The 25,871-nt window shown below is 53.1% G+C and carries 27 protein-coding genes; 10 read left to right on the top strand and 17 right to left on the bottom strand.

Annotation, left to right across the window (positions count from 1 at the left end):
- A complete protein-coding gene (murQ, locus tag HV229_RS06485; RefSeq protein WP_016154044.1) occupies positions 1-894 on the bottom strand; it encodes an N-acetylmuramic acid 6-phosphate etherase in 894 nt (297 codons plus the stop codon).
- A gap of 117 nt (positions 895-1,011) precedes the next feature.
- Between murQ and HV229_RS06480 the strand changes: the two genes are divergently transcribed.
- Positions 1,012-1,860, top strand: a complete 849-nt coding sequence (locus HV229_RS06480) for a MurR/RpiR family transcriptional regulator (protein ID WP_016154045.1) — start codon at positions 1,012-1,014, stop codon at positions 1,858-1,860.
- Between the two features lie 55 nt (positions 1,861-1,915).
- Positions 1,916-2,176, top strand: coding sequence for a YfhL family 4Fe-4S dicluster ferredoxin (locus HV229_RS06475; protein ID WP_003037590.1), 261 nt, complete (start codon positions 1,916-1,918; stop codon positions 2,174-2,176).
- Between the two features lie 40 nt (positions 2,177-2,216).
- Here the strand turns inward: HV229_RS06475 and acpS are convergent, their stop codons facing one another.
- From acpS to rseD, 12 genes are all read right to left on the bottom strand, one after another.
- Positions 2,217-2,597 (bottom strand): holo-ACP synthase, encoded by a 381-nt coding sequence (gene acpS / locus HV229_RS06470; RefSeq protein ID WP_003037588.1) that lies wholly within the window; start codon positions 2,595-2,597, stop codon positions 2,217-2,219.
- Positions 2,597-3,328, bottom strand: a complete 732-nt coding sequence (gene pdxJ / locus HV229_RS06465; protein WP_016157172.1) for a pyridoxine 5'-phosphate synthase — start codon at positions 3,326-3,328, stop codon at positions 2,597-2,599. The genes acpS and pdxJ overlap by 1 nt, the downstream gene beginning before the upstream one ends.
- 15 nt (positions 3,329-3,343) lie before the next feature.
- Positions 3,344-4,072 (bottom strand): DNA repair protein RecO, encoded by a 729-nt coding sequence (recO, locus tag HV229_RS06460; protein WP_016154047.1) that lies wholly within the window; start codon positions 4,070-4,072, stop codon positions 3,344-3,346.
- Between the two features lie 132 nt (positions 4,073-4,204).
- On the bottom strand, positions 4,205-5,110 hold the full coding sequence (era, locus tag HV229_RS06455; RefSeq protein WP_003037581.1) for a GTPase Era: 906 nt from the start codon (positions 5,108-5,110) through the stop codon (positions 4,205-4,207).
- On the bottom strand, positions 5,107-5,787 hold the full coding sequence (gene rnc / locus HV229_RS06450; protein ID WP_003037579.1) for a ribonuclease III: 681 nt from the start codon (positions 5,785-5,787) through the stop codon (positions 5,107-5,109). Before rnc ends, era begins: the two co-directional genes overlap by 4 nt.
- A gap of 269 nt (positions 5,788-6,056) precedes the next feature.
- Positions 6,057-7,031 (bottom strand): signal peptidase I, encoded by a 975-nt coding sequence (gene lepB, locus HV229_RS06445; protein ID WP_016154048.1) that lies wholly within the window; start codon positions 7,029-7,031, stop codon positions 6,057-6,059.
- 15 nt (positions 7,032-7,046) lie between these two features.
- Positions 7,047-8,846 (bottom strand): translation elongation factor 4, encoded by a 1,800-nt coding sequence (gene lepA, locus HV229_RS06440; protein ID WP_003037577.1) that lies wholly within the window; start codon positions 8,844-8,846, stop codon positions 7,047-7,049.
- A gap of 215 nt (positions 8,847-9,061) precedes the next feature.
- On the bottom strand, positions 9,062-9,526 hold the full coding sequence (rseC, locus tag HV229_RS06435; protein ID WP_094761041.1) for a SoxR-reducing system protein RseC: 465 nt from the start codon (positions 9,524-9,526) through the stop codon (positions 9,062-9,064).
- Positions 9,523-10,479 carry a sigma-E factor regulatory protein RseB gene (gene rseB, locus HV229_RS06430; RefSeq protein WP_016154050.1) on the bottom strand — a complete coding sequence of 319 codons (957 nt, stop codon included), beginning with the start codon at positions 10,477-10,479 and terminating at the stop codon, positions 9,523-9,525. Before rseB ends, rseC begins: the two co-directional genes overlap by 4 nt.
- Positions 10,479-11,129, bottom strand: coding sequence for an anti-sigma-E factor RseA (gene rseA, locus HV229_RS06425; protein WP_019077408.1), 651 nt, complete (start codon positions 11,127-11,129; stop codon positions 10,479-10,481). The genes rseB and rseA overlap by 1 nt, the downstream gene beginning before the upstream one ends.
- 31 nt (positions 11,130-11,160) lie before the next feature.
- On the bottom strand, positions 11,161-11,736 hold the full coding sequence (rpoE, locus tag HV229_RS06420) for an RNA polymerase sigma factor RpoE (RefSeq protein ID WP_003037573.1): 576 nt from the start codon (positions 11,734-11,736) through the stop codon (positions 11,161-11,163).
- Positions 11,733-11,855 (bottom strand): rpoE leader peptide RseD, encoded by a 123-nt coding sequence (gene rseD, locus HV229_RS06415; protein WP_223306697.1) that lies wholly within the window; start codon positions 11,853-11,855, stop codon positions 11,733-11,735. Before rseD ends, rpoE begins: the two co-directional genes overlap by 4 nt.
- 305 nt (positions 11,856-12,160) lie before the next feature.
- Between rseD and nadB the strand changes: the two genes are divergently transcribed.
- Complete coding sequence (gene nadB, locus HV229_RS06410; protein WP_047358259.1) at positions 12,161-13,783, top strand: L-aspartate oxidase; 1,623 nt, start codon at positions 12,161-12,163, stop codon at positions 13,781-13,783.
- Here nadB and trmN read toward each other — a convergent pair.
- Positions 13,768-14,505: a tRNA(1)(Val) (adenine(37)-N(6))-methyltransferase TrmN gene (gene trmN / locus HV229_RS06405; RefSeq protein WP_181547104.1), complete on the bottom strand. Its 738-nt coding sequence runs from the start codon at positions 14,503-14,505 to the stop codon at positions 13,768-13,770. The genes nadB and trmN overlap by 16 nt on opposite strands.
- Before the next feature lie 130 nt (positions 14,506-14,635).
- Between trmN and srmB the strand changes: the two genes are divergently transcribed.
- On the top strand, positions 14,636-15,964 hold the full coding sequence (srmB, locus tag HV229_RS06400; protein ID WP_181547102.1) for an ATP-dependent RNA helicase SrmB: 1,329 nt from the start codon (positions 14,636-14,638) through the stop codon (positions 15,962-15,964).
- Between the two features lie 112 nt (positions 15,965-16,076).
- On the opposite strand, the gene grcA is transcribed toward srmB, so the two are convergent.
- The gene (grcA, locus tag HV229_RS06395) at positions 16,077-16,460 is read right to left on the bottom strand and encodes an autonomous glycyl radical cofactor GrcA (protein ID WP_003037563.1); all 384 of its coding nucleotides are present in this window, start codon (positions 16,458-16,460) and stop codon (positions 16,077-16,079) included.
- A 317-nt stretch (positions 16,461-16,777) separates the two neighbouring features.
- Between grcA and ung the strand changes: the two genes are divergently transcribed.
- On the top strand, positions 16,778-17,467 hold the full coding sequence (ung, locus tag HV229_RS06390) for a uracil-DNA glycosylase (RefSeq protein WP_016154055.1): 690 nt from the start codon (positions 16,778-16,780) through the stop codon (positions 17,465-17,467).
- 33 nt (positions 17,468-17,500) lie between these two features.
- Here ung and HV229_RS06385 read toward each other — a convergent pair whose 3' ends face one another.
- Positions 17,501-18,580 carry a tRNA/rRNA methyltransferase gene (locus HV229_RS06385; RefSeq protein ID WP_016157178.1) on the bottom strand — a complete coding sequence of 360 codons (1,080 nt, stop codon included), beginning with the start codon at positions 18,578-18,580 and terminating at the stop codon, positions 17,501-17,503.
- A gap of 207 nt (positions 18,581-18,787) precedes the next feature.
- Between HV229_RS06385 and trxC the strand changes: the two genes are divergently transcribed.
- The 5 genes from trxC to HV229_RS06360 all read left to right on the top strand — a co-directional run bounded on the left by trxC (position 18,788) and on the right by HV229_RS06360 (position 24,510).
- Complete coding sequence (trxC, locus tag HV229_RS06380) at positions 18,788-19,207, top strand: thioredoxin TrxC (protein WP_003037559.1); 420 nt, start codon at positions 18,788-18,790, stop codon at positions 19,205-19,207.
- Positions 19,208-19,276: 69 nt separating this feature from the next.
- Positions 19,277-19,975: a tRNA-uridine aminocarboxypropyltransferase gene (gene tapT, locus HV229_RS06375; protein WP_181547100.1), complete on the top strand. Its 699-nt coding sequence runs from the start codon at positions 19,277-19,279 to the stop codon at positions 19,973-19,975.
- 36 nt (positions 19,976-20,011) lie between these two features.
- Positions 20,012-22,672: a protein lysine acetyltransferase gene (gene pat, locus HV229_RS06370; RefSeq protein WP_016157179.1), complete on the top strand. Its 2,661-nt coding sequence runs from the start codon at positions 20,012-20,014 to the stop codon at positions 22,670-22,672.
- Positions 22,673-22,786: 114 nt separating this feature from the next.
- A complete protein-coding gene (gene pssA / locus HV229_RS06365) occupies positions 22,787-24,142 on the top strand; it encodes a CDP-diacylglycerol--serine O-phosphatidyltransferase (protein WP_003835350.1) in 1,356 nt (451 codons plus the stop codon).
- A gap of 44 nt (positions 24,143-24,186) precedes the next feature.
- Positions 24,187-24,510 (top strand): YfiM family lipoprotein, encoded by a 324-nt coding sequence (locus HV229_RS06360; RefSeq protein WP_016157180.1) that lies wholly within the window; start codon positions 24,187-24,189, stop codon positions 24,508-24,510.
- Here HV229_RS06360 and HV229_RS06355 read toward each other — a convergent pair.
- On the bottom strand, positions 24,507-25,805 hold the full coding sequence (locus HV229_RS06355; protein ID WP_016154060.1) for an MFS transporter: 1,299 nt from the start codon (positions 25,803-25,805) through the stop codon (positions 24,507-24,509). The two genes, HV229_RS06360 and HV229_RS06355, sit on opposite strands and share 4 nt — an antisense overlap.
- Positions 25,806-25,871 lie beyond the last annotated feature (66 nt).

Genomic DNA, 25,871 nt, shown 5'->3' with positions numbered 1-25,871 from the left:
TTAGTGTTCTAACGCCGCGCGTAAAAAACCCTGGTGAGCGGCAAGCTTTTCACGGGCGGCAGCGGCATCCAGGCCGGTGAGCGCCATTAAAATCGCTGGCTTAACATCAAAATCAGTCTGCTTTAGCAGCGCTTGCGCCTGTTCACGCGCAATGCCGGTGGCTTCAACCACCATACGGCACGCTCGATCGACCAGTTTGACGTTGGTTGCCTGCATATCCACCATCAGGTTCTGGTACACCTTGCCAAATTTCACCATCGCACCGGTGGAGATCATATTGAGCACCAATTTTTGCGCGGTGCCGGATTTCAGCCGTGTTGACCCGGTCAACGCCTCCGGCCCCACCACCGGGGAGATCGCAATATCCGCTTCATGCGCGACAGGAGAATCCGGATTGCAGGAAATAGCCGCCGTCGTACAACCCACCGAACGCGCATATTTCAGCCCGCCAATCACATACGGCGTGCGACCTGAAGCCGCCAGACCAACCACCAGATCCTGTGCGGTAAGGTTGAGTGCGCGCAGATCGTCCTCGCCTAACTGCGGGTTATCTTCCGCGCCTTCTACCGCCTTGAGCAGCGCGCCCGGCCCCCCGGCAATCAGCCCAACCACCAGACCATGCGGTACACCGAAGGTCGGTGGGCACTCAGACGCATCCAGCACCCCAAGACGCCCGCTGGTACCTGCGCCCATGTAAATAATGCGTCCACCGGCTTTTAGCGCGTTAGCTGCCGCATCGACCGCACACGCAACTTGAGGCAGAGTTGCTTTTACTGCTTCCGCTACCAGCGTATCCTGTTGATTAAATCGATGAACCAACTCCAACGTTGAGAGCGCATCCAGATCCATGGTCTGTGGATTGCGGGTTTCTGAAACTAATGCACCGAGATTCATTTTTTGTTCCTTAGGAATTTTTAATTCATAATAATCTGTCATAATGGAATATTATATTCATCCAGGCGAGTGAAATTTTGTTTTGCAATCGCCATCACGTTTTCGCCAGGAGACAGCATGAACTGTTTAATTCGCATTCGTCAGCGTTACCCGGACCTCGCGCAAAGCGATAAAAAACTTGCGGATTATCTTCTTGCTCAGCCGGATACCGCGCGTCATCTCAGCTCACAGCAGCTGGCCTTTGAAGCAGGTGTCAGCCAGTCCAGCGTGGTGAAGTTCGCGCAAAAGATGGGCTTTAAAGGGTTTCCGGCACTGAAACTGGCGATTAGCGAAGCGTTGGCCAGCAATCCCAACCCTCATTCCATTCCGGTGCATAATCAGATTCGCGGTGACGACCCCATGCGTATGGTGGGCGAAAAGCTGATTAAAGAGAACGTGGCGGCGATGCATGCGACGCTGGATGTCAACAGCGAAGAGAAACTGATAGAGAGCGTCACGATGCTGCGCTCAGCCCGGCGCATTATCCTGACCGGGATTGGCGCATCGGGTCTGGTAGCGCAGAATTTTGCCTGGAAACTGCTAAAGATTGGGTTTAACGCGGTGGTTGAACGCGATATGCACGCCCTGCTGGCGGCGGTGCAGGCGCTTTCACCCAACGATCTGCTGCTGGCCATTTCGTATACCGGAGAACGCCGCGAACTCAACCTGGCTGCGGATGAAACGTTGCGCGCCGGAGCCAAAATTCTCGCCATCACCGGATTTACACCTAACGCCCTGCAACAGCGCGCAACTCATTGTCTGTACACGATTGCTGAAGAACAGGCCACGCGCAGCGCAGCGATTTCCTCTACCCATGCGCAAATGATGCTCACTGATTTACTGTTTATGGCGCTGGTGCAGCAAGATCTGGAGCATGCCCCGGAACGCATTCGCCACAGCGAAGCACTGGTAAAAAAACTGGTCTGAGCAAAGAATGCGCGTATAATGCCCGCCCGATTTGTGATGTTTTGAGAGTTTCCTGATGGCCCTGTTAATCACTAAAAAGTGTATCAATTGCGATATGTGCGAGCCCGAATGCCCGAATGAGGCGATTTCGATGGGTGACAGCATTTACGAGATTAACAGCGACAAGTGTACGGAATGCGTAGGCCATTACGACACGCCAACCTGCCAGAAGGTGTGCCCGATCCCTAATACTATTTTGAAAGATCCGGCACATGTCGAAACGGAAGAGCAGCTGTGGGATAAGTTTGTACTGATGCACCACGCCGATAAGCTGTAACGTTGCCTGATGACGCTATGCTTATCAGGTCGACGAAACGTTAGCTCTCGATAATCACCGTGGCGCAGGCGTAGTGACGCTCATCGGCCAGCGTCACATGCATATGTGCGACGCCGAGTTTTTCCGCCAGTTTTAACGCCTCCCCCCATAACCGCAGACGCGGCTTACCGAGTTCATCGTTAAAGACCTCAAACTGATTAAACGCCAGACCGTTGCGAATACCGGTACCAAAGGCTTTTGCTGCCGCCTCTTTGACCGCAAAACGTTTCGCCAGAAAGCGCACCGGTTGCTGATGCGTCTCCCAGATTGCCCATTCGTTGTCGCTGAGCACGCGTCTTGCCAGACGGTCGCCGGAACGGGAGATCACCGCTTCGATGCGGGCAATCTCCACGATATCCGTACCTAATCCCAGAATCGCCATTAGCCACGCGCTTCCAGCATCAGGCGCTTCATTTCGACTACTGCATCTTTCAGACCGCTCATCACCGCGCGGCCGATAATGGCATGGCCAATGTTCAACTCGTGCATTTCCGGGATCCGCGCGATGGCTTTAACGTTGTGGTACGTCAGGCCGTGCCCCGCATTCACCTTCAGACCAAGGCTGGCGGCAAAGGTCGCCGCTTTGGCGATACGCGCCAGTTCGCTGGCCTGTTCAGCGTCGGTTTTCGCATCGGCGTAACAGCCGGTGTGAATTTCGATGTACGGCGCGCCGACTTCAGCAGCGGCCTTAATCTGTTCGTCATCAGCATCGATAAACAGCGAAACCAGAATGCCTGCGTCCGCCAGGCGTTTGCAGGCATCGCGCATCTTGTCACGCTGACCCGCGACGTCCAGGCCACCTTCAGTCGTCACTTCCTGACGTTTTTCCGGCACCAGGCAGCAAAAATGCGGCTTAGTCTCAACGGCAATCGCCAGCATCTCTTCGGTTACCGCCATTTCCAGATTCATACGCGTATCCAGCGTCTGGCGCAAAATGCGCACGTCGCGATCGGTAATATGGCGACGGTCTTCACGCAGGTGCACGGTAATGCCGTCTGCGCCCGCCTGCTCAACGATAAACGCCGCCTGAACCGGGTCAGGGTATGCGGTGCCGCGTGCATTACGTAAAGTGGCAATGTGGTCAATGTTGACGCCTAACAGTAATTCGGCCATGGCAATCCATCCTCGTTAATCATTTTTTGTTTTTACTGCGCGTTTTGGCATAAATTGCCGGAACAGTTCCCGGCTTTTTAACGGCTTACCACCAAGATACGGCTTTAACGCCATGCGGGTAAAGCGTTTCGCGGCGCGAAGCGTATCAGCATCCGGAAATTCCCGCGATTCGAGTGCTTTCAGATGGCGTCCGGTAAAGGTGGCGTTATCAATCACTACGCTTGCGATAAACCCTTTTTCTTCCCGGTAACGATAGGTCATGGTGTCGTCCACCGGCTCGCCACTACCCGCACAGTGGGTAAAATCGACGCCGTACCCCAGATGTCCAAGTAAGGCCAGCTCAAAGCGACGCAGCGCAGGCTCTGGCGAACCCGTCGCGCCAGCCAGCGCCTGAATACAGTTGAGGTAGTCGAAAAAGAGTTCAGAAAAGCGGGTCTCATACTCAAGTACGCGAGAGATAAGCTCGTTGATATACAAGCCGCTGTACAGTGTGATACCGCTAAGGGGGAGAGCCAGAGAAACGGCTTCGGCACTGCGTAAGGTTTTGACCTCACCACGTCCACCAAAGCGAAGCAACAACGGAGTAAAAGGCTGGAGCGCGCCTTTGAGATTAGAACGTTTGGAGCGCGCGCCTTTAGCCACCAGGCGCACACGACCCGATTCTTCCGTGAAGACGTCCAGCACGAGACTGGTTTCGCTCCACGGGCGGCTATGCAGGACAAAAGCGCGTTGCCATCCTTCCATCATACCCGCCGTCTTTCAAGCTGCAGGTGTGTTGGCTGCGCCCACTCACCCCAGTCACTCACTTGAGTAAGCTCCCGAGGATCTGCGGTCTTGCCGCCTTCCTGCACCTCGAAAGCCATAACCTATGAAAAATTAGACGTCGTCGCCGTAACCGAGGCTACGCAGCGCGCGCTCGTCATCGGCCCAGCCGGATTTCACTTTCACCCACAGCTCGAGGTGAACGGGCGCTTCGAACATCTCCTGCATGTCTTTACGCGCTTCGATGCCGATGGTTTTAATTTTGGCCCCTTTGTTGCCAATAACCATCTTCTTCTGCCCTTCACGTTCAACGAGGATCAGCCCGTTAATATCGTAACCACCGCGTTCGTTAGAGATAAAACGTTCAATCTCCACGGTAACGGAGTACGGCAGTTCAGCCCCCAGAAAACGCATCAGCTTTTCACGGATGATTTCAGAAGCCATAAAGCGCTGAGAACGGTCGGTGATGTAATCTTCCGGGAAGTGATGAATGGCTTCCGGCAGGTGCTTACGCACGATGCCCGCAACGGTATCAACATTCAGGCCGGTTTCGGCAGAAATCGGGACGATATCAAGGAAGTTCATCTGGCTTGCCAGGAACTGCAGGTGCGGCAGTAAATCGGCTTTTTCCTGAACGTTGTCAACTTTGTTCACAGCCAGAATAACCGGGGCTTTACCGTCGCGCAGCTTGTTGAGCACCATTTCGTCGTCCGGCGTCCAGCGGGTGCCTTCCACAACGAAAATAACCAGTTCAACATCACCAATCGAGCTGCTCGCCGCTTTGTTCATCAGGCGGTTGATCGCCCGTTTTTCTTCCATATGCAGGCCCGGGGTATCAACATAAATTGCCTGATACGCACCTTCGGTATGGATGCCAACAATACGGTGACGTGTTGTCTGAGCCTTACGTGAGGTAATGGAAATCTTCTGCCCAAGCAGATTATTCAACAGGGTGGATTTGCCGACGTTCGGGCGACCGACGATGGCAATAAATCCGCAGTAAGTTTTCTCTTCGCTCATTCCAGCTCCAGTTTTTTCAACGCCTGTTCGGCGGCAGCCTGCTCAGCCTTACGACGGCTCGAACCTGTGCCAACCACCGGTTCACTCAGGCCGCTGACCTGGCAGTGGATAGTAAATTCTTGATCGTGTGCTTCACCACGAACCTGCACCACCAGATAGGACGGTAGCGGCAGGTGGCGACCCTGCAAATATTCCTGCAGGCGCGTTTTCGGATCTTTTTGTTTATCGCCTGGGCTAATTTCATCCAGACGAGTCTGATACCAGTTCAGGATCAGTTGTTCAACGGTTTGAATATCGCTGTCGAGGAAGACGCCGCCGATCAAAGCTTCAACGGTATCTGCCAGGATCGATTCACGGCGGAAACCGCCGCTTTTCAGCTCGCCTGGCCCCAAACGTAAACATTCACCGAGGTCAAACTCACGGGCTAATTCAGCCAGCGTATTGCCGCGAACCAGCGTCGCGCGCATGCGACTCATATCACCTTCATCCACACGCGGAAAACGGTGATACAGCGCATTAGCGATAACAAAGCTCAGAATAGAGTCGCCTAAAAATTCTAAACGCTCGTTATGTTTGCTGCTGGCGCTACGGTGAGTTAATGCCTGCTGCAACAGCTCCTGATGATTAAAAGTGTAGCCCAGCTTCCGTTGAAGCCGATTAATTACGATGGGGTTCATGCGATACCAATAAATGAATGCGTCAACAATTCAGCACACGAAACAGACCTGATATACGCATTTCGCTTAGCCATCCCGCTTCGGCTGAATGCATTTATACACAAACCAACGCTGTTTCGTGTGCCGTGGCAACCTGTCGGTGCCAACCTCAAACTTCGGGGGAATATTCTATACACAACGACAAGGGATGTCGTTAGTCTGCGGGAATTTATCCGAGAAATAATTCACGCTGTCGCCATAATGACGACAACGTGAACGATTATCAGCGATTAGTGAATGCCACCAATACGGCTTAAGCGCACACCGGTCGGCCATTCGCCTTCTTGCTTATCGAAACTCATCCAGATAGCGGTTGCTTTACCAACCAGATTCGCTTCCGGCACAAATCCCCAGTAACGGCTGTCCGCGCTGTTGTCACGGTTATCACCCATCATGAAGTAGTGTCCCGGCGGGACGATCCAGGTTGCCAACTGCTGGCCTGGCTGGCGGTAATACATCCCCACCTGATCCTGCGCGATTGGCACGGTCAGAATGCGGTGCGTTACCTCACCCAGCGTTTCTTTACGCTCGGAGAGGCGAATACCGTTATCTTTCGTTTCATTCAGCGGAACCTCAAAGAAGCCGCTGGTCGCTTCACCGCCGTTACGACGCGCAAATGTCTGCACAAAATCACTTGGCTGAACATCAGAGTACGTTACCGGCAGCGCGTTTTCACACGCCTGACCGGAACTGCATCCTGGCTGAATAGTTACCTCTTTCGCCACCGGATCGTACGTCACTTTGTCTCCCGGTAAACCGACAGCACGTTTGATGTAGTCCAGACGCGGATCTTCCGGGTATTTAAACACCACGATATCACCGCGTTTCGGATGGCCGGTTTCGATCAGCGTTTTCTGGTAAATCGGATCTTTAATCCCGTAGGCGAATTTCTCCACCAGGATAAAGTCACCGATAAGCAGTGTCGGCATCATCGAACCAGACGGGATCTGGAACGGCTCATAAATAAATGAACGCACCACCAGCACAATAGCTAAAACCGGGAAAACGGATGCCCCGGTTTCCAGCCAGCCCGGCTTAGGGGCCACTTTTTTCAGCGTTGCTTTATCCAGTGAATCACCTGCAGCAGCTTGCGCTGCTGCCTGACGCTCCCGGCGTTTTGGCGCGAAGATGAATTTATCTACGCACCATAAAATGCCCGTCACCAGTGTGGCAATCACCAGAATCAGGGCAAACATGTTCGCCATGCCAACTCCTTAAGATTATTTGCTGTCTTTACCGACATGCAGAATGGCGAGGAAGGCTTCCTGTGGCAGTTCGACGTTACCGATCTGCTTCATGCGCTTTTTACCCTCTTTCTGTTTTTGCAGCAGCTTTTTCTTACGGCTGATATCGCCACCGTAGCATTTCGCCAGAACGTTTTTACGCAGCTGCTTAACCGTTGAACGCGCGATGATGTGCGTACCAATGGCCGCCTGGATCGCGATATCAAACTGCTGGCGAGGGATCAGATCTTTCATCTTCTCGACCAGTTCACGACCACGGCTCTGGGAGTTGTCGCGGTGGGTAATCAGCGCCAGCGCATCGACACGTTCGTTGTTGATGAGAACATCAACGCGCACCATGTCAGACGCCTGGAAACGTTTGAAGTTATAGTCCAGCGACGCATAGCCGCGAGAAGTTGACTTCAGACGGTCGAAGAAGTCGAGTACCACTTCCGCCATCGGAATTTCATAGGTCAGCGCCACCTGGTTACCGTGGTAAACCATGTTGGTCTGTACGCCGCGCTTCTCGATACACAGCGTGATGACGTTACCGAGGTAAGCCTGCGGCAGCAGCATATGACACTCAGCAATCGGCTCACGCAGTTCGTATATGTTGTTCAACGGCGGCAGCTTGGACGGGCTATCGACGTAGATCGTCTCTTTCGCCGTGGTTTCGACTTCGTAGACTACGGTCGGCGCGGTAGTGATCAGATCCAGATCGTATTCACGTTCCAGACGTTCCTGAATGATCTCCATGTGCAGCAGACCGAGGAAGCCACAGCGGAAGCCGAAGCCCAGCGCGGTTGAGCTTTCCGGTTCATAGAACAGGGAGGCGTCGTTGAGGCTCAGCTTGCCGAGCGCGTCACGGAAGTTTTCGTAGTCGTCAGAGCTCACCGGGAACAGACCGGCGTAAACCTGCGGCTTCACTTTTTTAAAGCCTGGCAGCGGCTTGTCCGCCGGGTTACGCGCCTGCGTCAGGGTATCGCCAACCGGTGCGCCCAGGATGTCTTTAATCGCACAAACCAACCAACCCACCTCGCCGCATTTCAGCTCGGTACGGTCAACCTGTTTTGGCGTGAAGATACCCAGACGGTCAGCGTTATAGACCTGACCGGTGCTCATCACTTTAATTTTGTCGCCTTTACGCATGGTGCCGTTTTTAATACGCACCAGTGATACGACGCCCAGGTAGTTATCGAACCAGGAGTCGATGATCAGCGCCTGTAACGGACCTTCCGGGTCGCCTTCCGGCGGCGGGATGTCGCGCACCAGACGTTCAAGAACGTCAGTGACGCCAACGCCGGTTTTCGCCGAACAGCGAACGGCATCCGTCGCATCGATACCGACGATATCTTCGATCTCTTCCGCCACACGCTCAGGATCGGCGGCTGGCAGGTCAATTTTGTTCAGTACCGGCACCACTTCCAGATCCATTTCCATGGCGGTATAGCAGTTAGCCAGGGTCTGTGCTTCGACGCCCTGTCCGGCATCAACCACCAGCAGTGCGCCTTCACAGGCGGCAAGCGAGCGGGAAACTTCATACGAGAAGTCAACGTGGCCCGGGGTGTCGATAAAGTTAAGCTGATAGGTTTCACCATCAGATGCTTTGAAATCGAGCGTCACGCTCTGCGCTTTGATAGTAATACCGCGCTCACGCTCAAGATCCATCGAGTCGAGAACCTGCGCTTCCATTTCACGGTCAGACAGGCCACCGCAGATCTGGATAATACGGTCAGACAGCGTCGATTTACCGTGGTCGATGTGAGCTATGATTGAAAAGTTACGTATGTTCTTCATATAGTGTAATTATTGTGCCTTACGCCCGCCTGAGCAGGCTCTGAGAAGTCGCTGATCTGAGCTTAACGTCTGTTTAAGTGAAACGCCGCATTCTACACTACAACGCTGAGGCGAGGAAATGTTCATAGAGCAAGGATAGCGGGAACTGGAAACAACTTTGCAAAGTCGGTGAAACTTTTGCCGGATGGTGACACAAGCGCCATCAGGCAAAGCTATCACTGATGGGTTTCGACGCGAATGAGATCGGGTGGAAGAGCAACGTTCAGAATGACCGGCTGCCAGGCTTCGCGCTCAGCAAGCTTACGAGAGTATCCACGGGCAATCAGGAATCCGCCCACGCCCCCCAGCACGGCACCACTTAATGCCGCAAGGTCGGAACCAAACAGCACCTGGAATAGCGCCGCGAAGAGAAAGAGCCCCGCCAACGGAGACATGTAGACCAACATCGCTGAACCCAGCAGGCTACCCTCGGCAATACCCAGTTCAACTTTTTGACCGGGCGCTAAGGGTTCGTCGCTGGGCACCACGATGGTATGCGTGGTCTGCGGCCCAAGTTTGTTCAGCACGCGGCTCCCGCATCCGGCCCGCGAAGCACAGCTGCTACATGATGCTTTAACATCACAGCTGACCGTCGCCAGACCATTTTGCCAGGAGACGACTGTCGCCCACTCTTTAATCATTGTGCAGCCCTGAACTTAATATTGTCCGCGATACGCTTCGCCGTTTGCGGTGGAAGCTCGCCCACAATCGTAATTTCCGCGTTATCACGCACGCTGGTGCTAACCGTTCTACGCCCGGTTCGCAACAGCTGATCGGCGCTGTTTTGCATCGCACGGTTTACGTTCACGGAGAAACTGAACAGGCCATCAGAATATAGGCGCGATTCGATCGGCATGTTATCCATCGTCGGCAGCGGACGTCGACTGCTGGAAACTTCACTGAAGCCTTGCGGCAACCACGACGGACTCCAGTTGAAGTTGGTTTTCTCGCCCGCAGGAACTGACAGCAACGGCGGTAGATTGGCTTTCGCCAGCGCCTGCATGCTATCGCTAACGCCGTTGTTTACGGTAAAGGCGATAACACGGAACTGTTCCAGCGTCTCACCATCACGGTCGAGAAGATCGACGCGCATCGGCAGCTTAGTCTCCGTGTCCATCCAGACGATATAGCTGTAACGCGTACCGTCACGGGCGACTACGCGGATCACTTCACAGAGCCGATCGGCAATGCGGGTGCGACCTACTGAGATAAAGTCATAGTAGGGAGCAAGACGTTTGAAGTCGGTGTAAATCAGAGAGGGCAGAGAGTCAACGATATAGTCGCCGTTCAGCGTGAACGGTTCGAGACCAGGCTCAAAATAGCTGATTTCATTGCCACGCTGCACCACTTCCCGGCGCGGTCCATCCATTTGCAACAGTTGCGCTAGCGGACGGTTATCCAGGCGGGCATGGCGATAACGTAGGGATTCAACACCCTGCTTATTGATGCTGACAAATGACAGCTCATAGGTTAGCGACTGGCTGGCCAGATTCATCTGCTGCAACAACGCCCCGGACGCAGGATTGGCCGAGGCGTTTACAGAGAAAAACAGGCTACCAGCCACAAGTGACATGGCAAACCAAAGTTGCTTCATTACTGCGATTGCGTTCCTAAAGTTTGAATTCCTGGCACCTGCACAGCGGCTTGCTGTGTTTGGGCCTGCTCAAACTGAAGCTGTTCAGAGTGCAGTCGACGTTGCAGTTCGTAGTCCTGCAACATGGCATTAATACGACGACGCTGCTCCTGTACCTGCTGTTGCTGACCGCCGCTGGCCGTCGCGTCAGAGGGTACACCCAAGCTTACCGGACTGGCTTTACCCATCATCGGTAATGTATTAAATACCGGCGTTTCGGGCTGCTGGGACGTTTCAGATTGCCCATTATAGTGCTGGACGCCAACAATAACTGCAAGTGATACACACGCGGCCACACCCATTTGGGTAAGCTGCGCGGCCCACGGACGCATTTTCTTCCAGAATGGCATTTTCTGCCACTGGTGCGGTGCTGGCTGGGCCTCAGGAATCAATGGCACCGTCTGACGTACTGGCTCATCCTGGATGGCAGCCATTACGCGGGCGGAAATATCGAAATGGAGAACGTCGGCGGTATCACCTCGCATGGAATCGCGAATCAGGTGATAACTCTCCCAGGTTTTTTGCATTTCCGGGTCCTGAGTCAGCTCTTTGAGTAACTCAGTATCCAGCGTTTCGCCATCCATTAAAGCGGAAAGTTTTTCTTTCTGCATGCCTAATACCTTTTCCAGTATCCCGCTATCGTCAACGCCTGATAAGCGGTTGAACTTTATTATCAATAGCTTCCCTCGCTCGGAAGATACGTGAACGCACCGTACCCACCGGACAATCCATGATAGCGGCTATCTCTTCATAGCTCAGGCCATCCAGCTCCCGCAAAGTTATTGCCATGCGTAAATCTTCCGGGAGGGACTCAATAGTCCGGAAAACTATCTGTCTCAGTTCTTCTGACAACATTAAGTTCTCAGGGTTCGAAATTTCTTTCAGCGCACCGCCACTTTCGTAATTTTCTGCTTCAATCGCATCAATATCACTGGAAGGTGGACGACGCCCCTGAGCGACCAGGTAATTCTTCGCTGTATTGACTGCAATACGATACAGCCAGGTATAAAAAGCACTATCTCCCCGGAACGAGTCCAGCGCACGATAGGCCTTGATAAATGCTTCTTGTACTACATCGGGTACATCGCCCGACGGTACATAGCGAGAAACCAGACTCGCCACCTTATGCTGATAGCGCACTACCAGTAGGTTAAAGGCTTTCTGATCTCCCTTCTGGACCCGTTCTACCAGGACCTGGTCCGTTAACTGCTCGCTCATCCGAGGTAAAGTCTCCCCAAACCAAATTTCCACGCGCCTTCGAAACGCCACTCCATCAGCTTCACTATGAGCAAGCAAATGCTTAGAGTGCTCAAGTTTCGTAAAGTTCCGTTACGCATTGTTTTTTGTTTGTCATGTTGTAGACAGGTCTTATCTCTCATTATAAGTCTACATAATCCGATCGACGCACTATCTGTTTAGAAATGCCCATTTCACCGCTTGCAGAGTAACCCAACGGCCACTTTATTTCATCACATAATCTGGTGCTAACGGCCTGCTTCACAAAATATTTTTGCTCATTTCGTCCTCGTCATGCTTTTTTTTCATGTTTAGTCACTGCAACACATTTAAAAATAAAACGTGCAGTATCGCGCAATGTGGTGCTATGGTGACCAAACAGTGTTTAGTAAATTAAACAAAAATCATGAATACGACTCCTGAATTATCCTGTGACGTGCTGATCATTGGCAGCGGGGCTGCCGGACTCTCACTGGCGCTGCGCCTGGCCGAAAAACATCAGGTTATTGTCCTGAGCAAAGGTCCGGTCAGCGAAGGCTCGACATTTTATGCCCAGGGCGGTATTGCCGCGGTGTTTGATGAAACCGACAGCATCGATTCCCACGTTGAAGATACTCTGATTGCCGGGGCCGGCCTGTGCGATCGCCATGCGGTTGAATTTGTCGCCAGCAATGCCCGCACCTGCGTTCAGTGGCTTATCGATCAGGGCGTCTTATTTGATACGCAGGTTCAGCCCAACGGTGAGGAGAGCTATCACCTGACCCGTGAAGGTGGTCATAGCCATCGACGCATTCTGCACTCTGCGGATGCCACCGGTAAAGAAGTCGAAACCACCCTCGTCAGCCAGGCACAAAATCACCCCAACATACGGGTTCTTGAGCGCAGTAATGCCGTCGATCTGATTGTCTCCGATAAAATCGGTCTGCCGGGAACGCGTCGGGTTGTCGGAGCCTGGATCTGGAACCGTAATAAAGAAGCCGTAGAAACCTGCCATGCCAAGTCAGTAGTGTTGGCCACCGGCGGCGCGTCAAAGGTGTACCAATACACCACCAATCCAGATATTTCCTCGGGTGACGGGATTGCGATGGCCTGGCGCGCGGGATGCCGTGTCGCCAACCTGGAATTTAACCAGTTTCACCCGACGGCGCTGTATCACCCGCAGGCGCGCAACTTTCTGCTAACCGAGGCGCTGCGTGGCGAAGGCGCACATCTGAAGCGCCCGGACGGTTCGCGCTTTATGCCCGATTTTGACGAGCGTGGCGAACTGGCTCCCCGCGATATTGTTGCCCGCGCCATCGACCACGAAATGAAGCGCCTGGGCGCTGACTGCATGTTTCTCGACATCAGCCATAAACCGGAAGAATTTGTTCGTCAGCATTTCCCGATGATTTATGAAAAATTGCTGGGACTGGGCATCGATTTGACCAAAGAGCCGGTTCCCATCGTTCCTGCCGCGCACTATACCTGCGGCGGCGTGATGGTGGATGACTTTGGCCGTACGGATGTCGACGGGCTGTATGCGATCGGCGAAGTGAGTTACACCGGCCTGCATGGAGCCAACCGGATGGCGTCAAACTCATTACTGGAGTGCCTAGTTTACGGCTGGTCCGCGGCTGAAGATATCGACAGGCGAATGCCTTATGCTCGCAGCGTCAGCACCCTCCCGGATTGGGATGAAAGCCGGGTAGAAAACCCGGATGAACTGGTTGTGATTCAGCATAACTGGCATGAACTGCGGCTGTTTATGTGGGATTACGTCGGTATTGTGCGCACAACTAAACGTCTGGAGCGCGCCCTGCGCCGTATCACCATGTTGCAACAGGAAATCGACGAGTATTACGCTCATTTCCGCGTGTCGAACAACTTGCTGGAACTGCGCAATCTGGTGCAGGTTGCTGAGCTGATTGTCCGCTGCGCGATGATGCGTAAAGAGAGTCGGGGCCTGCACTATACGCTGGATTATCCTGAACAGCTTCCAGAGGCAGGCCCGTCCATTCTCTCGCCGCTAAGTCATCACATGAACAGATAAAACGCCTGGGTCAGCGCCGTGTAACCTTCAGAGTAACGTTGGTCTGGCCCACGGATCACCAGCCTGTCACTAAAGCACTCCCCGGCCTGCGGGGAGAATGCCAGCAGTACCCGATTCGGTAGTCGGGCCTCGGTTTCTGCTACATCCGTGCGCAATCGCAGATGCCAGCCCATGCCCAGTGCCTGCTGGGAAAATGCGTTACCAATCTGTTCGGGCAGCACCACACAGAAAAAACCTTCTTCCGTAATGCTGTCTGCCGCCAGCGTCAGCAATACTTGATGATCGAGCGTGGTGGTGTAGCGAGCCTGCTCGCGCTGCGGCGTGGCACATTCCACTCCCTGTTCATAATAGGGAGGGTTGCTGATGATCAAATCAAAGCGCACGGTCTGGCGCGGTACCCACTGCTGCACATCTTCCGTATGAACGTTCACGCGATGCATCCACGTGGATTGCGCGATGTTCTCCTGCGCCTGCTGCGCGGCATCAACATCAAGCTCCACAGCGTCAATGATGACGTTTTCATCTGTGCGCTGGGCCAGCATCAGCGCCAACAGGCCGCTCCCGGTACCAATATCCAGGATCCGCTTTACGCCAGCAACAGGGGCCCAGGCCCCCAATAAAATGCCGTCCGTTCCGACTTTCATTGCACAACGATCGTGTGCCACAAAAAACTGCTTAAAAGTAAATCCATTACGTCTAAGTACGGATGTAGACTGGGGCATGAAGAACAACCTTCCTGGAAAAAAAACGATAACATAGGATAAAAACAATACCTGAGAAGGTATATCCATACAAACAGATGAAGATTGCAGCCGTAACGTCTATAATCAGCGCCCCACTCAGAGGTAGAACATGACTGTAACGACTTTTTCCGAACTTGAACTCGATGAAAGCCTTCTGGATGCCCTCCAGGAAAAAGGTTTCACTCGCCCGACCGCCATTCAGGCTGCCGCCATTCCGCCTGCGCTCGATGGCCGTGATGTACTCGGTTCTGCGCCGACAGGCACCGGTAAAACGGCGGCATATTTGCTGCCAGCGTTGCAGCACCTGCTCGACTTCCCGCGCAAGAAATCTGGCCCGCCGCGCATTTTGATTTTGACACCGACGCGCGAACTGGCGATGCAGGTTGCCGAACACGCCCGTGAACTGGCGAAGAATACGCATCTGGATATCGCCACGATTACCGGCGGCGTGGCTTACATGAACCACATGGAAGTCTTTAGCGAAAACCAGGACATCGTGGTCGCCACTACCGGTCGTCTGCTGCAGTACATTAAAGAAGAAAACTTCGACTGCCATGCGGTTGAGACACTAATCCTCGATGAAGCAGACCGCATGCTGGACATGGGCTTTGCCCAAGACATCGAGCATATCGCTGGAGAAACCCGCTGGCGTAAGCAAACTATGCTGTTCTCCGCCACGCTGGAAGGCAATGCGATCAAAGATTTTGCTGAGCGTCTGCTGGAGGATCCGGTCGAAGTTTCGGCGGATCCGTCTACCCGCGAACGCAAGAAGATTCATCAGTTTTACTACCGTGCCGATGACATCGAGCACAAAACGGCCCTGCTGATCCATTTGTTAAAACAGCCAGAAGCGACCCGCTCGATTGTTTTTGTACGTAAACGCGAGCGTGTGCACGAGCTGGCAGGCTGGTTGCGCCAGGCGGGCATTAATAACTGCTATCTCGAAGGCGAGATGGTGCAGAACAAACGTAATGAAGCGATCAAACGCCTGACCGATGGTCGTGTGAACGTGCTGGTAGCAACCGACGTTGCCGCTCGTGGGATCGATATTCCTGACGTCAGCCACGTCTTTAACTTCGACATGCCGCGCAGCGGCGATGCCTATCTGCACCGCATTGGCCGTACCGGTCGTGCAGGCCGTAAAGGTACTGCGATCTCTTTGGTTGAAGCCCACGACCATCTGCTGCTCGGCAAAGCGAGCCGCTATATTGACGAGCCACTGAAAGCACGCGTCATCGACGAACTGCGTCCAACCACGCGCGCGCCAAGTGAGAAATCTAACGGTAAGCCATCCAAGAAAGTGCTGGCGAAGCGCGCCGAGCAAAAAGCAAAAGAGAAAGAGAAACCGCGGGTGAAAAAACGTCACCGCGACGCCAAAAATATCGGCAAACGCCGTAAGCCGAGCGGAGCTGCTACCCAGCAGTCCGACAAAGAGTAAACCGAATGCCGGGCCGTTTAGCCCGGCTTTTTTTGTGCACAAAAAAGCGGAAGATACGTTGGCATCTTCCGCTTTCAGATTCTCTGCTAGACGGGGTTATTCCCCGTGAGCCTTACAGGCTCTCAGTAAAGGTACGAGCAATAACGTCGCGCTGCTGTTCTGGCGTCAGAGAGTTGAAACGCACGGCATAACCAGAAACACGGATGGTCAGCTGCGGATATTTTTCCGGATGCTTAACCGCATCTTCCAGAGTTTCGCGGCGCAGAACGTTCACGTTCAGGTGCTGACCACCTTCCACACGGACTTCCGGCTGTACGTCTACCGGTACTTCACGGTATTCGATTTCACCCAGTTTGCTGACAGCAACGACTTCATCAGCATTGAAACCTGCTTTCGCAACGATGCAGCGTGCTTCGCCTTTTTCGCTGTCCAGCAGCCAGAAAGAGTTCAGCAGGTCGTCATTTGCAGCTTTAGTAATCTGGATACCTGTAATCATTTGATGCCTCCCCGGCAAAATTATTTGATCTCGGTTGGCCGTCATCCGGCCAATTGGTAAAACCATTGTTGCTTGAGTGTATATATACCCCTCACACACCCTTGAATCTTTGATTTAAATCAATAAAAACCATACATGAAAAGTGGTGATAGGTGGATTTTATTGTTTTACATCAACTTACGCCACATACGCAGCTAAACTTTTTACATAAATTTTCAACTATCTTTAAGGGGTAGACCCTTGAGAAATGTACAGAATTTTGCGACGTCGAAAGAAGCAGTTAAGCTAGGGGGATCGAAAATTCGCAGGAGAGCGAGATGGCCACCGAATTAACCTGGCACGATGTGCTGGCAGAAGAGAAACAACAGCCTTATTTTGTTAACACGCTGCATACTGTGGCGGGCGAGCGTCAGTCGGGTATGACAATTTATCCGCCACAAAAAGATGTATTCAACGCTTTTCGCTTTACCGAACTTGGTGACGTGAAAGTCGTCATCCTGGGGCAGGATCCTTACCACGGTCCAGGCCAGGCACACGGTCTCGCGTTTTCTGTCCGCCCCGGTATTGCCACCCCGCCCTCATTGCTGAACATGTACAAAGAGCTGGAAGCAACGATTCCTGGCTTCACACGCCCAACGCACGGATATCTGGAAAGCTGGGCACGCCAGGGTGTGCTGTTACTCAACACCGTGCTTACCGTCCGTGCCGGGCAGGCACATTCGCACGCCAGTCTGGGATGGGAAACATTTACCGATAAAGTCATCAGCCTGATTAACCAACATCGGGAAGGCGTGGTATTCCTGCTCTGGGGTTCACACGCACAAAAGAAAGGTGCGATTATTGATGCGCAGCGTCACCATGTATTGAAAGCGCCGCACCCATCACCGCTCTCTGCGCATCGCGGTTTCTTTGGCTGCAATCACTTTGTACTGGCTAATGAGTGGCTGGAACAACGAGGTGAAAAGCCGATTGACTGGACGCCGGTATTACCCGCAGAAAGCGAGTAAAAAAATGCCAGCGAATCGCTGGCATTTTTGTTATCAGGCTTTGTTCTGACGCCACCACTCCGCGAGCAGCACGCCGGTCGCAACAGAAACGTTGAGCGTTTCTACGTTGCCCGTACCGTCTATCGCCACGCACAGGTCGTCGGCTGAGCATGCTGCTTCTGGCAGAGCCTCGCGCTCACGCCCTAATACCAGCACCATTTTTTCCGGCAACGTGGTAGTAAACAGCGGTTTGCCTTTCACGCTTGAGGTCATCACTACCGTGTAACCTGCTTTACGGAAGTCGTCCAGCACATCGACAATACTGTCACCGGTGATCGGCTGAACGTGCTCAGCTCCGCCTTCAGCGGTGCGGATAGCCGCACCTGATTCCAACAGCGCCGCATCCTGTACCACCACGCCTTTCACACCGAAGTGCGCGCAGCTACGCATCATGCCGCCCAGGTTGTGCGGGTTAGCAATGTCTTCGAGGGCCAGCACACAATCCTGCGCCCCGGCCTGACCAACCCACTGCTTAACAGTGGTACCGTTACGTTTTTTGATCAGGAAACAGACGCCGCCATGGTGTTCAGTGCCGGAGGCTTTCGCCAGCTCGGCTTCGTCAACCACGTGGTAGGCTTTGCGGTTCGCCGCCATCCAGCGTAATGCTTCTTTAAAGCGCGGGGTTACGCTCTGAACAAACCAGGCGCGAACAATAGCGTCCGGACGACTCTGGAACAGAGCCTGACAGGCATTCTCACCGTAAACACGGGTTTCTTCCGCGCGCTGACGACGTAATACTTCAGGATCGATAAAGCTTTTGCCGCTGATACCACCGTGATCGGCTTTGTCTGCTGCATCATCATTCGGTGCGCGGGACACGGTACGCCATGGTGAATCTTCACGTCCACGGTCGCGTTCTACATCGCGGCCACGACCACGTTCACGACCACGTTCGCTGTTCGGACCCTTTCTGTCATCACGGGCAGGGCGACGACCGCCTTCGGCTCGGGAAGTACCGGGGCGACCGCCGCCTTTACCAGTACGTGGATTTTGGGTGCGTTTGTCCGAGTCATCGTCACTGCGGACGTACATCACTTTGACCTTGCCGTTTTTATTCTTCAGTTCGTCGCTCATGTTTTTCTCCACCTGCTCTGCGCGAAGCGCGAAGATTACCCGATGTGCACGTCGTTAGCCATTATTTCATTTAAAAGCTAAGGACTATTGTACTCATTGAATAAAACGCATTGTTGTTTAGAACAGACTCCCCGATAATATGTAACATAATAGAAACATACTGGCGTTACTGCCGTGAAGTCCACTCCACTCATCCAGAGGTTAGTTATGAATACCGTTTGTACCAGCTGCCAGGCTATCAACCGCATCCCCGACGATCGTGTCCAGGAAGCGGCTAAATGCGGACGCTGTGGTCACGACCTGTTTGATGGGGAGGTGATCAATGCGACCGGTGAAACACTGGATAAACTGTTAAAAGACGATCTCCCGGTGGTGGTTGATTTTTGGGCCCCCTGGTGTGGTCCATGCCGTAACTTCGCCCCGATTTTTGAAGATGTCGCGGAAGAGCGTAGCGGTAAAGTGCGTTTTGTTAAAGTGAATACAGAAGCCGAGCGTGAACTCAGCGCCCGTTTCGGTATCCGCAGCATCCCGACCATTATGATCTTCAGAAAAGGTGAAATCGTCGACATGCTTAATGGCGCTGTACCTAAAGCCCCGTTTGATAGCTGGCTTAACGAATCATTATAATCTCTACGGGGCGCATCTTGTGCCCCGTTTTCACCTCTGCGACAATAGCGTTTTTCAACGTGTTCTCCCATGACCGATAACGCTGTTCTTCAGTTACGCGCTGAGCGCCTCGCGCGCGCCACGCGCCCTTTCCTTGCCCGAGGTAATCGCATTCGCCGCTGTCAGCGCTGCCTGCTGCCACTGAAGCTCTGCTTGTGCGCAACGCTGGTGCCGTCTGAGGCCAAAAGCCGCTTTTGTCTGGTGATGTTTGATACCGAGCCGATGAAGCCCAGCAATACGGGACGTTTGATTGCCGATATTTTGCCCGATACCACGGCTTTTCAGTGGTCACGCACCGAACCGCCACAGGCGCTGCTCGAACTGGTGAAAAATCCGGATTACCAGCCGATGGTTGTATTCCCGGCATCCTATGCGGGCGAAGAGCGTGAAGTGATTTTCGCTCCACCAGCCGGTAAACCGCCGTTGTTTATCATGCTTGATGGTACCTGGCCTGAAGCACGTAAAATGTTCCGTAAAAGCCCGTACCTTGATAACCTGCCGGTGATCTCCGTTGATTTATCGCGACTTTCCGCTTACCACCTGCGTGGCATTCACGCCGAAGGGCAATACTGTACTGCCGAAGTGGCCATCGCGTTGTTGGATCTGGCGGGCGATACGCAAGCCGCGGAGGGGTTGAGCGATCATTTCACTCGCTTTAAAACCCGCTACCTGGCAGGAAAAACTCAACATCAGGGAAGCGTCACAGCAGACTCGTCAGAAAGCGTTTAAAATCATTCGGTCACTGGTGTCATTAAGGAAGCCGATATGAGTCAGCGTGGTCTGGAAGCACTACTGCGACCGAAATCCATTGCGGTGATTGGGGCGTCAATGAAGCCTAATCGCGCAGGTTACCTGATGATGCGTAACCTGCTTGCCGGCGGTTTCAATGGACCTGTTTTACCAGTGACGCCAGCATGGAAAGCGGTGTTGGGCGTCCTGGCCTGGCCCAATATCAACAGCCTGCCTTTTAGCCCAGACCTTGCCGTGTTGTGCACCAATGCCAGCCGCAACCTGGCATTACTCGAAGCGCTTGGCGAGAAAGGCTGTAAAACCTGCATTATTCTTTCAGCTCCCGCATCGCAGCACCTGGAATTGTTGGCCTGCGCCGCACGCTACAACATACGTCTCCTCGGCCCAAACAGCCTGGGACTTCTCGCGCCCTGGCAGGGGCTTAACGCCAGCTTTTCCCCCGTTCCCATCAAGCGCGGTAAGTTGGCATTTATTTCCCAGTCAGCGGCGATTTCCAACACCATTCTGGACTGGGCGCAACAGCGCGACATGGGTTTTTCCTGGTTCATCGCGCTGGGCGACAGCCTGGATATCGACGTTGATGAACTGCTGGATTACTTGGCGCGCGACAGTAAAACCAGCGCGATATTACTGTATCTCGAACATTTAAGTGATGCCCGGCGCTTTGTCTCCGCCGCCCGTAGCGCCTCGCGCAATAAACCCATTCTGGTGATTAAGAGCGGTCGCAGCCCGGCGGCGCAGCGTTTATTGCATACCAGCGCAGGGATGGACCCAGCGTGGGACGCGGCTATCCAGCGCGCCGGTTTATTACGCGTACAAGACACTCACGAGCTGTTCTCTGCGGTAGAAACCCTGAGCCACATGCGTCCACTGCGCGGCGACAGGCTGATGATCATCAGCAATGGGGCCGCGCCTGCCGCACTGGCATTAGATGAGCTGTGGTCAAAAAATGGCAAGTTGGCGACATTGAGTGAAGATACCTGCCAGAAATTACGCGATGCGTTACCTGAACATATTGATATCGCCAACCCGCTGGATCTGCGTGACGACGCCAGCAGCGAACACTACGTTAAGACGCTGGATATCTTGCTCGCCAGCCAGGATTTCGACGCCCTGATGGTGATTCACTCACCCAGCGCAGCCGCCCCGGGAACAGAAAGCGCACAAGCGTTAATCGAGGCGGTAAAACGTCATCCCCGCGGTAAGTTCGTCTCGTTGCTGACCAACTGGTGCGGAGAGTTTTCCTCCCAGGAAGCCCGTAGACTGTTTAGCGAAGCCGGATTACCTACCTACCGCACGCCAGAAGGCACCATCACCGCGTTTATGCATATGGTGGAGTACCGGCGTAACCAGAAGCAACTGCGGGAAACCCCTGCGCTGCCCGATTACCTGACCACCAACACCGCCGAGGCGCATAATCTGTTACAGCAGGCGATTGCTGAAGGAGCAACGTCGCTGGATACCCATGAAGTGCAGCCGATTTTACAAGCCTATGGCTTACACACGCTGCCGACGTGGATCGCCAGCGACAGCGCTGAAGCCGTACACATCGCGGAGCAAATCGGTTACCCGGTGGCGCTAAAGCTGCGTTCTCCTGATATCCCGCATAAATCAGAAGTTCAGGGGGTAATGCTCTACCTGCGAACGGCAACAGAGGTGCAGCAGGCAGCCAATGCGATTTTTGATCGGGTAAAAATGGCCTGGCCGCAGGCGCGCATTCACGGTTTATTAGTACAAAGTATGGCGAATCGCGCTGGCGCTCAGGAGCTGCGCGTCGTCGTTGAACATGACCCGGTATTTGGCCCGTTGATTATGCTTGGTGAAGGCGGAGTTGAGTGGCGACCAGAAGAGCAGGCCGTGGTGGCGTTGCCGCCATTGAACATGAATCTGGCGCGTTATCTGGTGATCCAGGGGATCAAAAATAAAAAGATCCGCGCTCGCAGCGCATTACGCCCATTGGATATAGCCGGGTTAAGTCAGCTTCTGGTGCAGGTCTCCAATCTGATCGTCGATTGCCCGGAAATTCAGCGTCTGGATATTCATCCGCTGTTGGCCTCCGCCGGTGAATTTACCGCGCTGGATGTCACGCTGGACATTGCCCCTTTCACGGGCGATAACGAAAGCAGGCTGGCTATACGTCCCTACCCCCATCAGCTTGAAGAATGGGTGGAGTTGAAGAACGGCGAGCGTTGCTTGTTCCGCCCTATTTTGCCCGAGGATGAACCTCATCTGCAGCAGTTCATTTCTCAGGTAACAAAAGAAGATCTTTATTATCGCTATTTCAGTGAGATCAACGAATTTACCCACGAAGATTTAGCCAATATGACGCAGATCGACTACGATCGGGAAATGGCCTTTGTTGCGGTACGCTGTAAAAACAATCAGCAAGAGATCCTCGGCGTAACGCGAGCAATCTCGGATCCTGATAACATTGACGCCGAGTTCGCCGTGCTGGTTCGTTCAGATCTCAAAGGGCTTGGACTGGGTCGCCGGTTGATGGAAAAATTAATTGCATATACCCGAGATCACGGACTTAGACGTTTGAATGGTATTACGATGCCAAACAATCGTGGGATGGTCGCCCTGGCCCGGAAACTCGGGTTCGCTGTTGACGTCCAACTCGAAGAGGGAATTGTTGGGCTAACGCTTAATCTGGCCCAATTTGAGGAATCGTGAGTAAGGTACTGGAAATGTTGACCACATTAATAGGTACTGGTGGTATCATTACCCGCTTATGTCGTCTGCATAGCACAGAGGACCCTTCAATGAACAGAGAAGAAATGCACTGTGATGTTGTCAAAATTTAAGCGTAATAAACATCAACAACACCTTGCCCAACTACCCAAGATTTCTCAGTCAGTTGATGATGTAGATTTCTTTTATGCTCCCGCTAATTTCAGGGAGACTCTGCTGGAAAAAATAGCCAGCGCGACGCGACGGATCTGCATTATTGCGCTGTACCTGGAACAGGATGACGGTGGCAAAGGCATACTCGACGCGCTCTATGCGGCAAAACGGCAGCGTCCTGAACTGGATGTCCGGGTGCTTGTCGACTGGCACCGAGCCCAGCGCGGACGTATTGGTGCTGCGGCATCGAATACCAACGCTGACTGGTATTGCCGAATGGCACAAGAAAACCCAGGTATTGATATTCCTGTCTACGGTGTTCCGATTAACACCCGAGAAGCGCTTGGCGTCCTGCATTTTAAAGGCTTTATCATCGATGACAGCGTCCTGTACAGCGGGGCCAGCCTGAATGATGTTTATCTGCATCAGCATGATAAATATCGCTATGACCGTTATCAGTTGATTCGCAACGCGCAAATGGCCGATATCATGTTCGATTGGGTCACGCAGAACCTGATGAACGGTCGCGGCGTTAATCGTCTTGATGATATTAATCGCCCTAAAAGCCCGGAAATTAAAAACGACATCCGCCTGTACCGTCAGGAACTGCGCGATGCGTCATTCCATTTTCAGGGTGATGCGGATAATGAACAGCTTTCGGTAACGCCTCTGGTAGGCCTTGGAAAATCCAGTCTGTTAAATAAGACCATTTTCCACCTTATGCCCTGCGCGGAGCACAAGCTCACAATCTGTACCCCTTATTTCAACCTGCCCGCTATACTGGTGCGCAATATCATTCAGCTGCTGCGTGAAGGCAAAAAGGTCGAGATCATTGTCGGTGATAAAACCGCCAACGACTTTTTCATTCCAGAAGATGAGCCATTTAAAATCATCGGCGCGCTACCCTACCTGTATGAAATTAACCTGCGCCGTTTCCTGAGCAGACTGCAATATTACGTGAATACCGACCAACTGGTCGTGCGCTTATGGAAAGATGATGACAACACCTATCATCTGAAAGGCATGTGGGTTGATGATAAATGGATGCTGCTCACCGGCAACAACCTTAACCCTCGCGCCTGGCGTCTGGATCTGGAAAACGCCATCCTTATCCACGATCCGAAGCAAGAGCTGACTCCCCAGCGCGATAAAGAACTGGAGCTTATTCGCACGCATACCACCGTCGTTAAGCACTATCGCGACCTGCAAAGCATTGCCGACTATCCAGTCAAAGTGCGTAAGCTCATCCGTCGACTACGCCGTATCCGTATCGACAGACTAATTAGCCGTATTCTGTAACCAAGACCCCGTCCAGTGACGGGGTTTTTCCTATGGAGGCAACGGTGCGCTTGTTTATTCTTTTCAGTATCCTGGCCATTTCTGGCTGCAGCCACATGGCAAACGACCGCTGGAGCGGACAAGACAAGGCTCAACACTTTATCGCCTCCGCTATGCTCTCCGCAGCTGGAAACGAATATGCTCAACATCAGGGCAACAGCCGCGATCGCAGCGCGGCTATCGGCCTGATGTTCTCTGTCAGCCTGGGCGCATCAAAAGAGTTATGGGACAGCCGTCCCGCTGGGAGCGGCTGGAGCTGGAAAGACTTCGCCTGGGATGTTGCAGGTGCGTCTACCGGCTATGCGGTCTGGCAACTGGCACATCACTAGAGGCGCAGACCTTTCCCCTTCCCATGCAGCATCAGCGATACCAAAAATGCGACTATTGCCAGTGCTGTAACGTACCAGAAGAATGTTGTTTCCATACCGACAGACTTCAGGGATAACGCAACATATTCGGCTGAGCCACCAAACAGAGCATTGGCCACCGCATAAGATAATCCAACCCCCAGAGCGCGCACCTGTGCCGGGAACATCTCGGCCTTCAGAATACCGCTGATTGACGTATAGAAACTCACAATCAGCAAGGCACACATCACCAGAGCAAACGCCATATACGGGGACGTCACGCTTTGCAACGCTGTCAGAATGGGGACGGTGAAAATCGCGGCCAACGCGCCAAAACACAGCATTGAAGTACGTCGGCCAATTTTATCTGACAAGGCACCGAACAACGGTTGCACCAGCATAAACACACACAGTGCCGCCGTCATAATCCCACTGGCTACATTGGCATGCATACCGGCAGTGTTAACCAGGTACTTCTGCATGTAGGTTGTGAACGTGTAAAAACACAGCGAGCCAGCAGCGGTAAAGCCAAGCACCATGATGAAGGCTTTGCGATTACGCCACAGACCTTTCAGAGAGCCAGCTTCTTTCAGCGCGCGAACGTCCTGTTTCGAGGTTTCATCCAACTGTCGACGCAGCCATAACGCAACAATAGCCAGTACGGCGCCCAACGCAAATGGAATACGCCAACCCCACGATCTCAGCGCTGAGTCTTCTAACGTTTGCTGTAATATGACCACAACCAGCAGTGCCAGTAACTGCCCGCCGATTAACGTCACGTACTGGAAGGAAGCATAAAAACCTTTCTTACCTTCAACTGCTACTTCACTCATATAGGTAGCGCTGGTCCCGTATTCACCACCCACAGACAGCCCCTGAAATAACCTAGCCAGCAGCAATAGAGCAGGAGCCCAGGTACCGATGGTTTCATATCCCGGAAGACAAGCGATCACCAGCGATCCCATACACATCATACAAACTGATAGCAGCATCGACTTTTTACGCCCGTGCTTATCCGCGATGCGACCAAACAGCCAGCCGCCAATCGGTCGCATCAGAAAGCCTGCAGCAAAAACTCCGGCTGTTTGTAAGAGTTGCGTAGTGGTGTTTCCTGATGGAAAAAAGATATGAGCAAAATAGAGAGAGCAGAAAGAATAGATATAGAAATCAAACCATTCGACCAGATTCCCTGATGATGCTCCGACAATCGCCCATATACGACGCCGAGTATCGCCGTCTGCCAGCGCCCCGTTCTCAGTTACACTGCTATCAGCCATTAGAATTGTACCCCTGCCAACGATTGCATTAATTTATCAATGGTGGTTGTGTCTTTTTTGGTGAAA

Origin of the sequence: Citrobacter sp. RHBSTW-00524, from assembly GCF_013747755.1 — a bacterium.
GTDB classification, from domain to species: Bacteria; Pseudomonadota; Gammaproteobacteria; order Enterobacterales; family Enterobacteriaceae; genus Citrobacter; species Citrobacter braakii.
This window is presented reverse-complemented; position numbering and strand designations above follow the sequence as displayed.

Bases quoted from the DNA above. Each gene is read 5' to 3' on its own strand.
- murQ (WP_016154044.1), bottom strand. From the start codon at position 894: ATGAATCTCGGTGCATTAGTTTCAGAAACCCGCAATCCACAGACCATG.
- HV229_RS06480 (WP_016154045.1), top strand. From the start codon at position 1,012: ATGAACTGTTTAATTCGCATTCGTCAGCGTTACCCGGACCTCGCGCAA.
- HV229_RS06475 (WP_003037590.1), top strand. From the start codon at position 1,916: ATGGCCCTGTTAATCACTAAAAAGTGTATCAATTGCGATATGTGCGAG.
- acpS (WP_003037588.1), bottom strand. From the start codon at position 2,597: ATGGCGATTCTGGGATTAGGTACGGATATCGTGGAGATTGCCCGCATC.
- pdxJ (WP_016157172.1), bottom strand. From the start codon at position 3,328: ATGGCCGAATTACTGTTAGGCGTCAACATTGACCACATTGCCACTTTA.
- recO (WP_016154047.1), bottom strand. From the start codon at position 4,072: ATGGAAGGATGGCAACGCGCTTTTGTCCTGCATAGCCGCCCGTGGAGC.
- era (WP_003037581.1), bottom strand. From the start codon at position 5,110: ATGAGCGAAGAGAAAACTTACTGCGGATTTATTGCCATCGTCGGTCGC.
- rnc (WP_003037579.1), bottom strand. From the start codon at position 5,787: ATGAACCCCATCGTAATTAATCGGCTTCAACGGAAGCTGGGCTACACT.
- lepB (WP_016154048.1), bottom strand. From the start codon at position 7,031: ATGGCGAACATGTTTGCCCTGATTCTGGTGATTGCCACACTGGTGACG.
- lepA (WP_003037577.1), bottom strand. From the start codon at position 8,846: ATGAAGAACATACGTAACTTTTCAATCATAGCTCACATCGACCACGGT.
- rseC (WP_094761041.1), bottom strand. From the start codon at position 9,526: ATGATTAAAGAGTGGGCGACAGTCGTCTCCTGGCAAAATGGTCTGGCG.
- rseB (WP_016154050.1), bottom strand. From the start codon at position 10,479: ATGAAGCAACTTTGGTTTGCCATGTCACTTGTGGCTGGTAGCCTGTTT.
- rseA (WP_019077408.1), bottom strand. From the start codon at position 11,129: ATGCAGAAAGAAAAACTTTCCGCTTTAATGGATGGCGAAACGCTGGAT.
- rpoE (WP_003037573.1), bottom strand. From the start codon at position 11,736: ATGAGCGAGCAGTTAACGGACCAGGTCCTGGTAGAACGGGTCCAGAAG.
- rseD (WP_223306697.1), bottom strand. From the start codon at position 11,855: ATGCGTAACGGAACTTTACGAAACTTGAGCACTCTAAGCATTTGCTTG.
- nadB (WP_047358259.1), top strand. From the start codon at position 12,161: ATGAATACGACTCCTGAATTATCCTGTGACGTGCTGATCATTGGCAGC.
- trmN (WP_181547104.1), bottom strand. From the start codon at position 14,505: ATGCCCCAGTCTACATCCGTACTTAGACGTAATGGATTTACTTTTAAG.
- srmB (WP_181547102.1), top strand. From the start codon at position 14,636: ATGACTGTAACGACTTTTTCCGAACTTGAACTCGATGAAAGCCTTCTG.
- grcA (WP_003037563.1), bottom strand. From the start codon at position 16,460: ATGATTACAGGTATCCAGATTACTAAAGCTGCAAATGACGACCTGCTG.
- ung (WP_016154055.1), top strand. From the start codon at position 16,778: ATGGCCACCGAATTAACCTGGCACGATGTGCTGGCAGAAGAGAAACAA.
- HV229_RS06385 (WP_016157178.1), bottom strand. From the start codon at position 18,580: ATGAGCGACGAACTGAAGAATAAAAACGGCAAGGTCAAAGTGATGTAC.
- trxC (WP_003037559.1), top strand. From the start codon at position 18,788: ATGAATACCGTTTGTACCAGCTGCCAGGCTATCAACCGCATCCCCGAC.
- tapT (WP_181547100.1), top strand. From the start codon at position 19,277: ATGACCGATAACGCTGTTCTTCAGTTACGCGCTGAGCGCCTCGCGCGC.
- pat (WP_016157179.1), top strand. From the start codon at position 20,012: ATGAGTCAGCGTGGTCTGGAAGCACTACTGCGACCGAAATCCATTGCG.
- pssA (WP_003835350.1), top strand. From the start codon at position 22,787: ATGTTGTCAAAATTTAAGCGTAATAAACATCAACAACACCTTGCCCAA.
- HV229_RS06355 (WP_016154060.1), bottom strand. From the start codon at position 25,805: ATGGCTGATAGCAGTGTAACTGAGAACGGGGCGCTGGCAGACGGCGAT.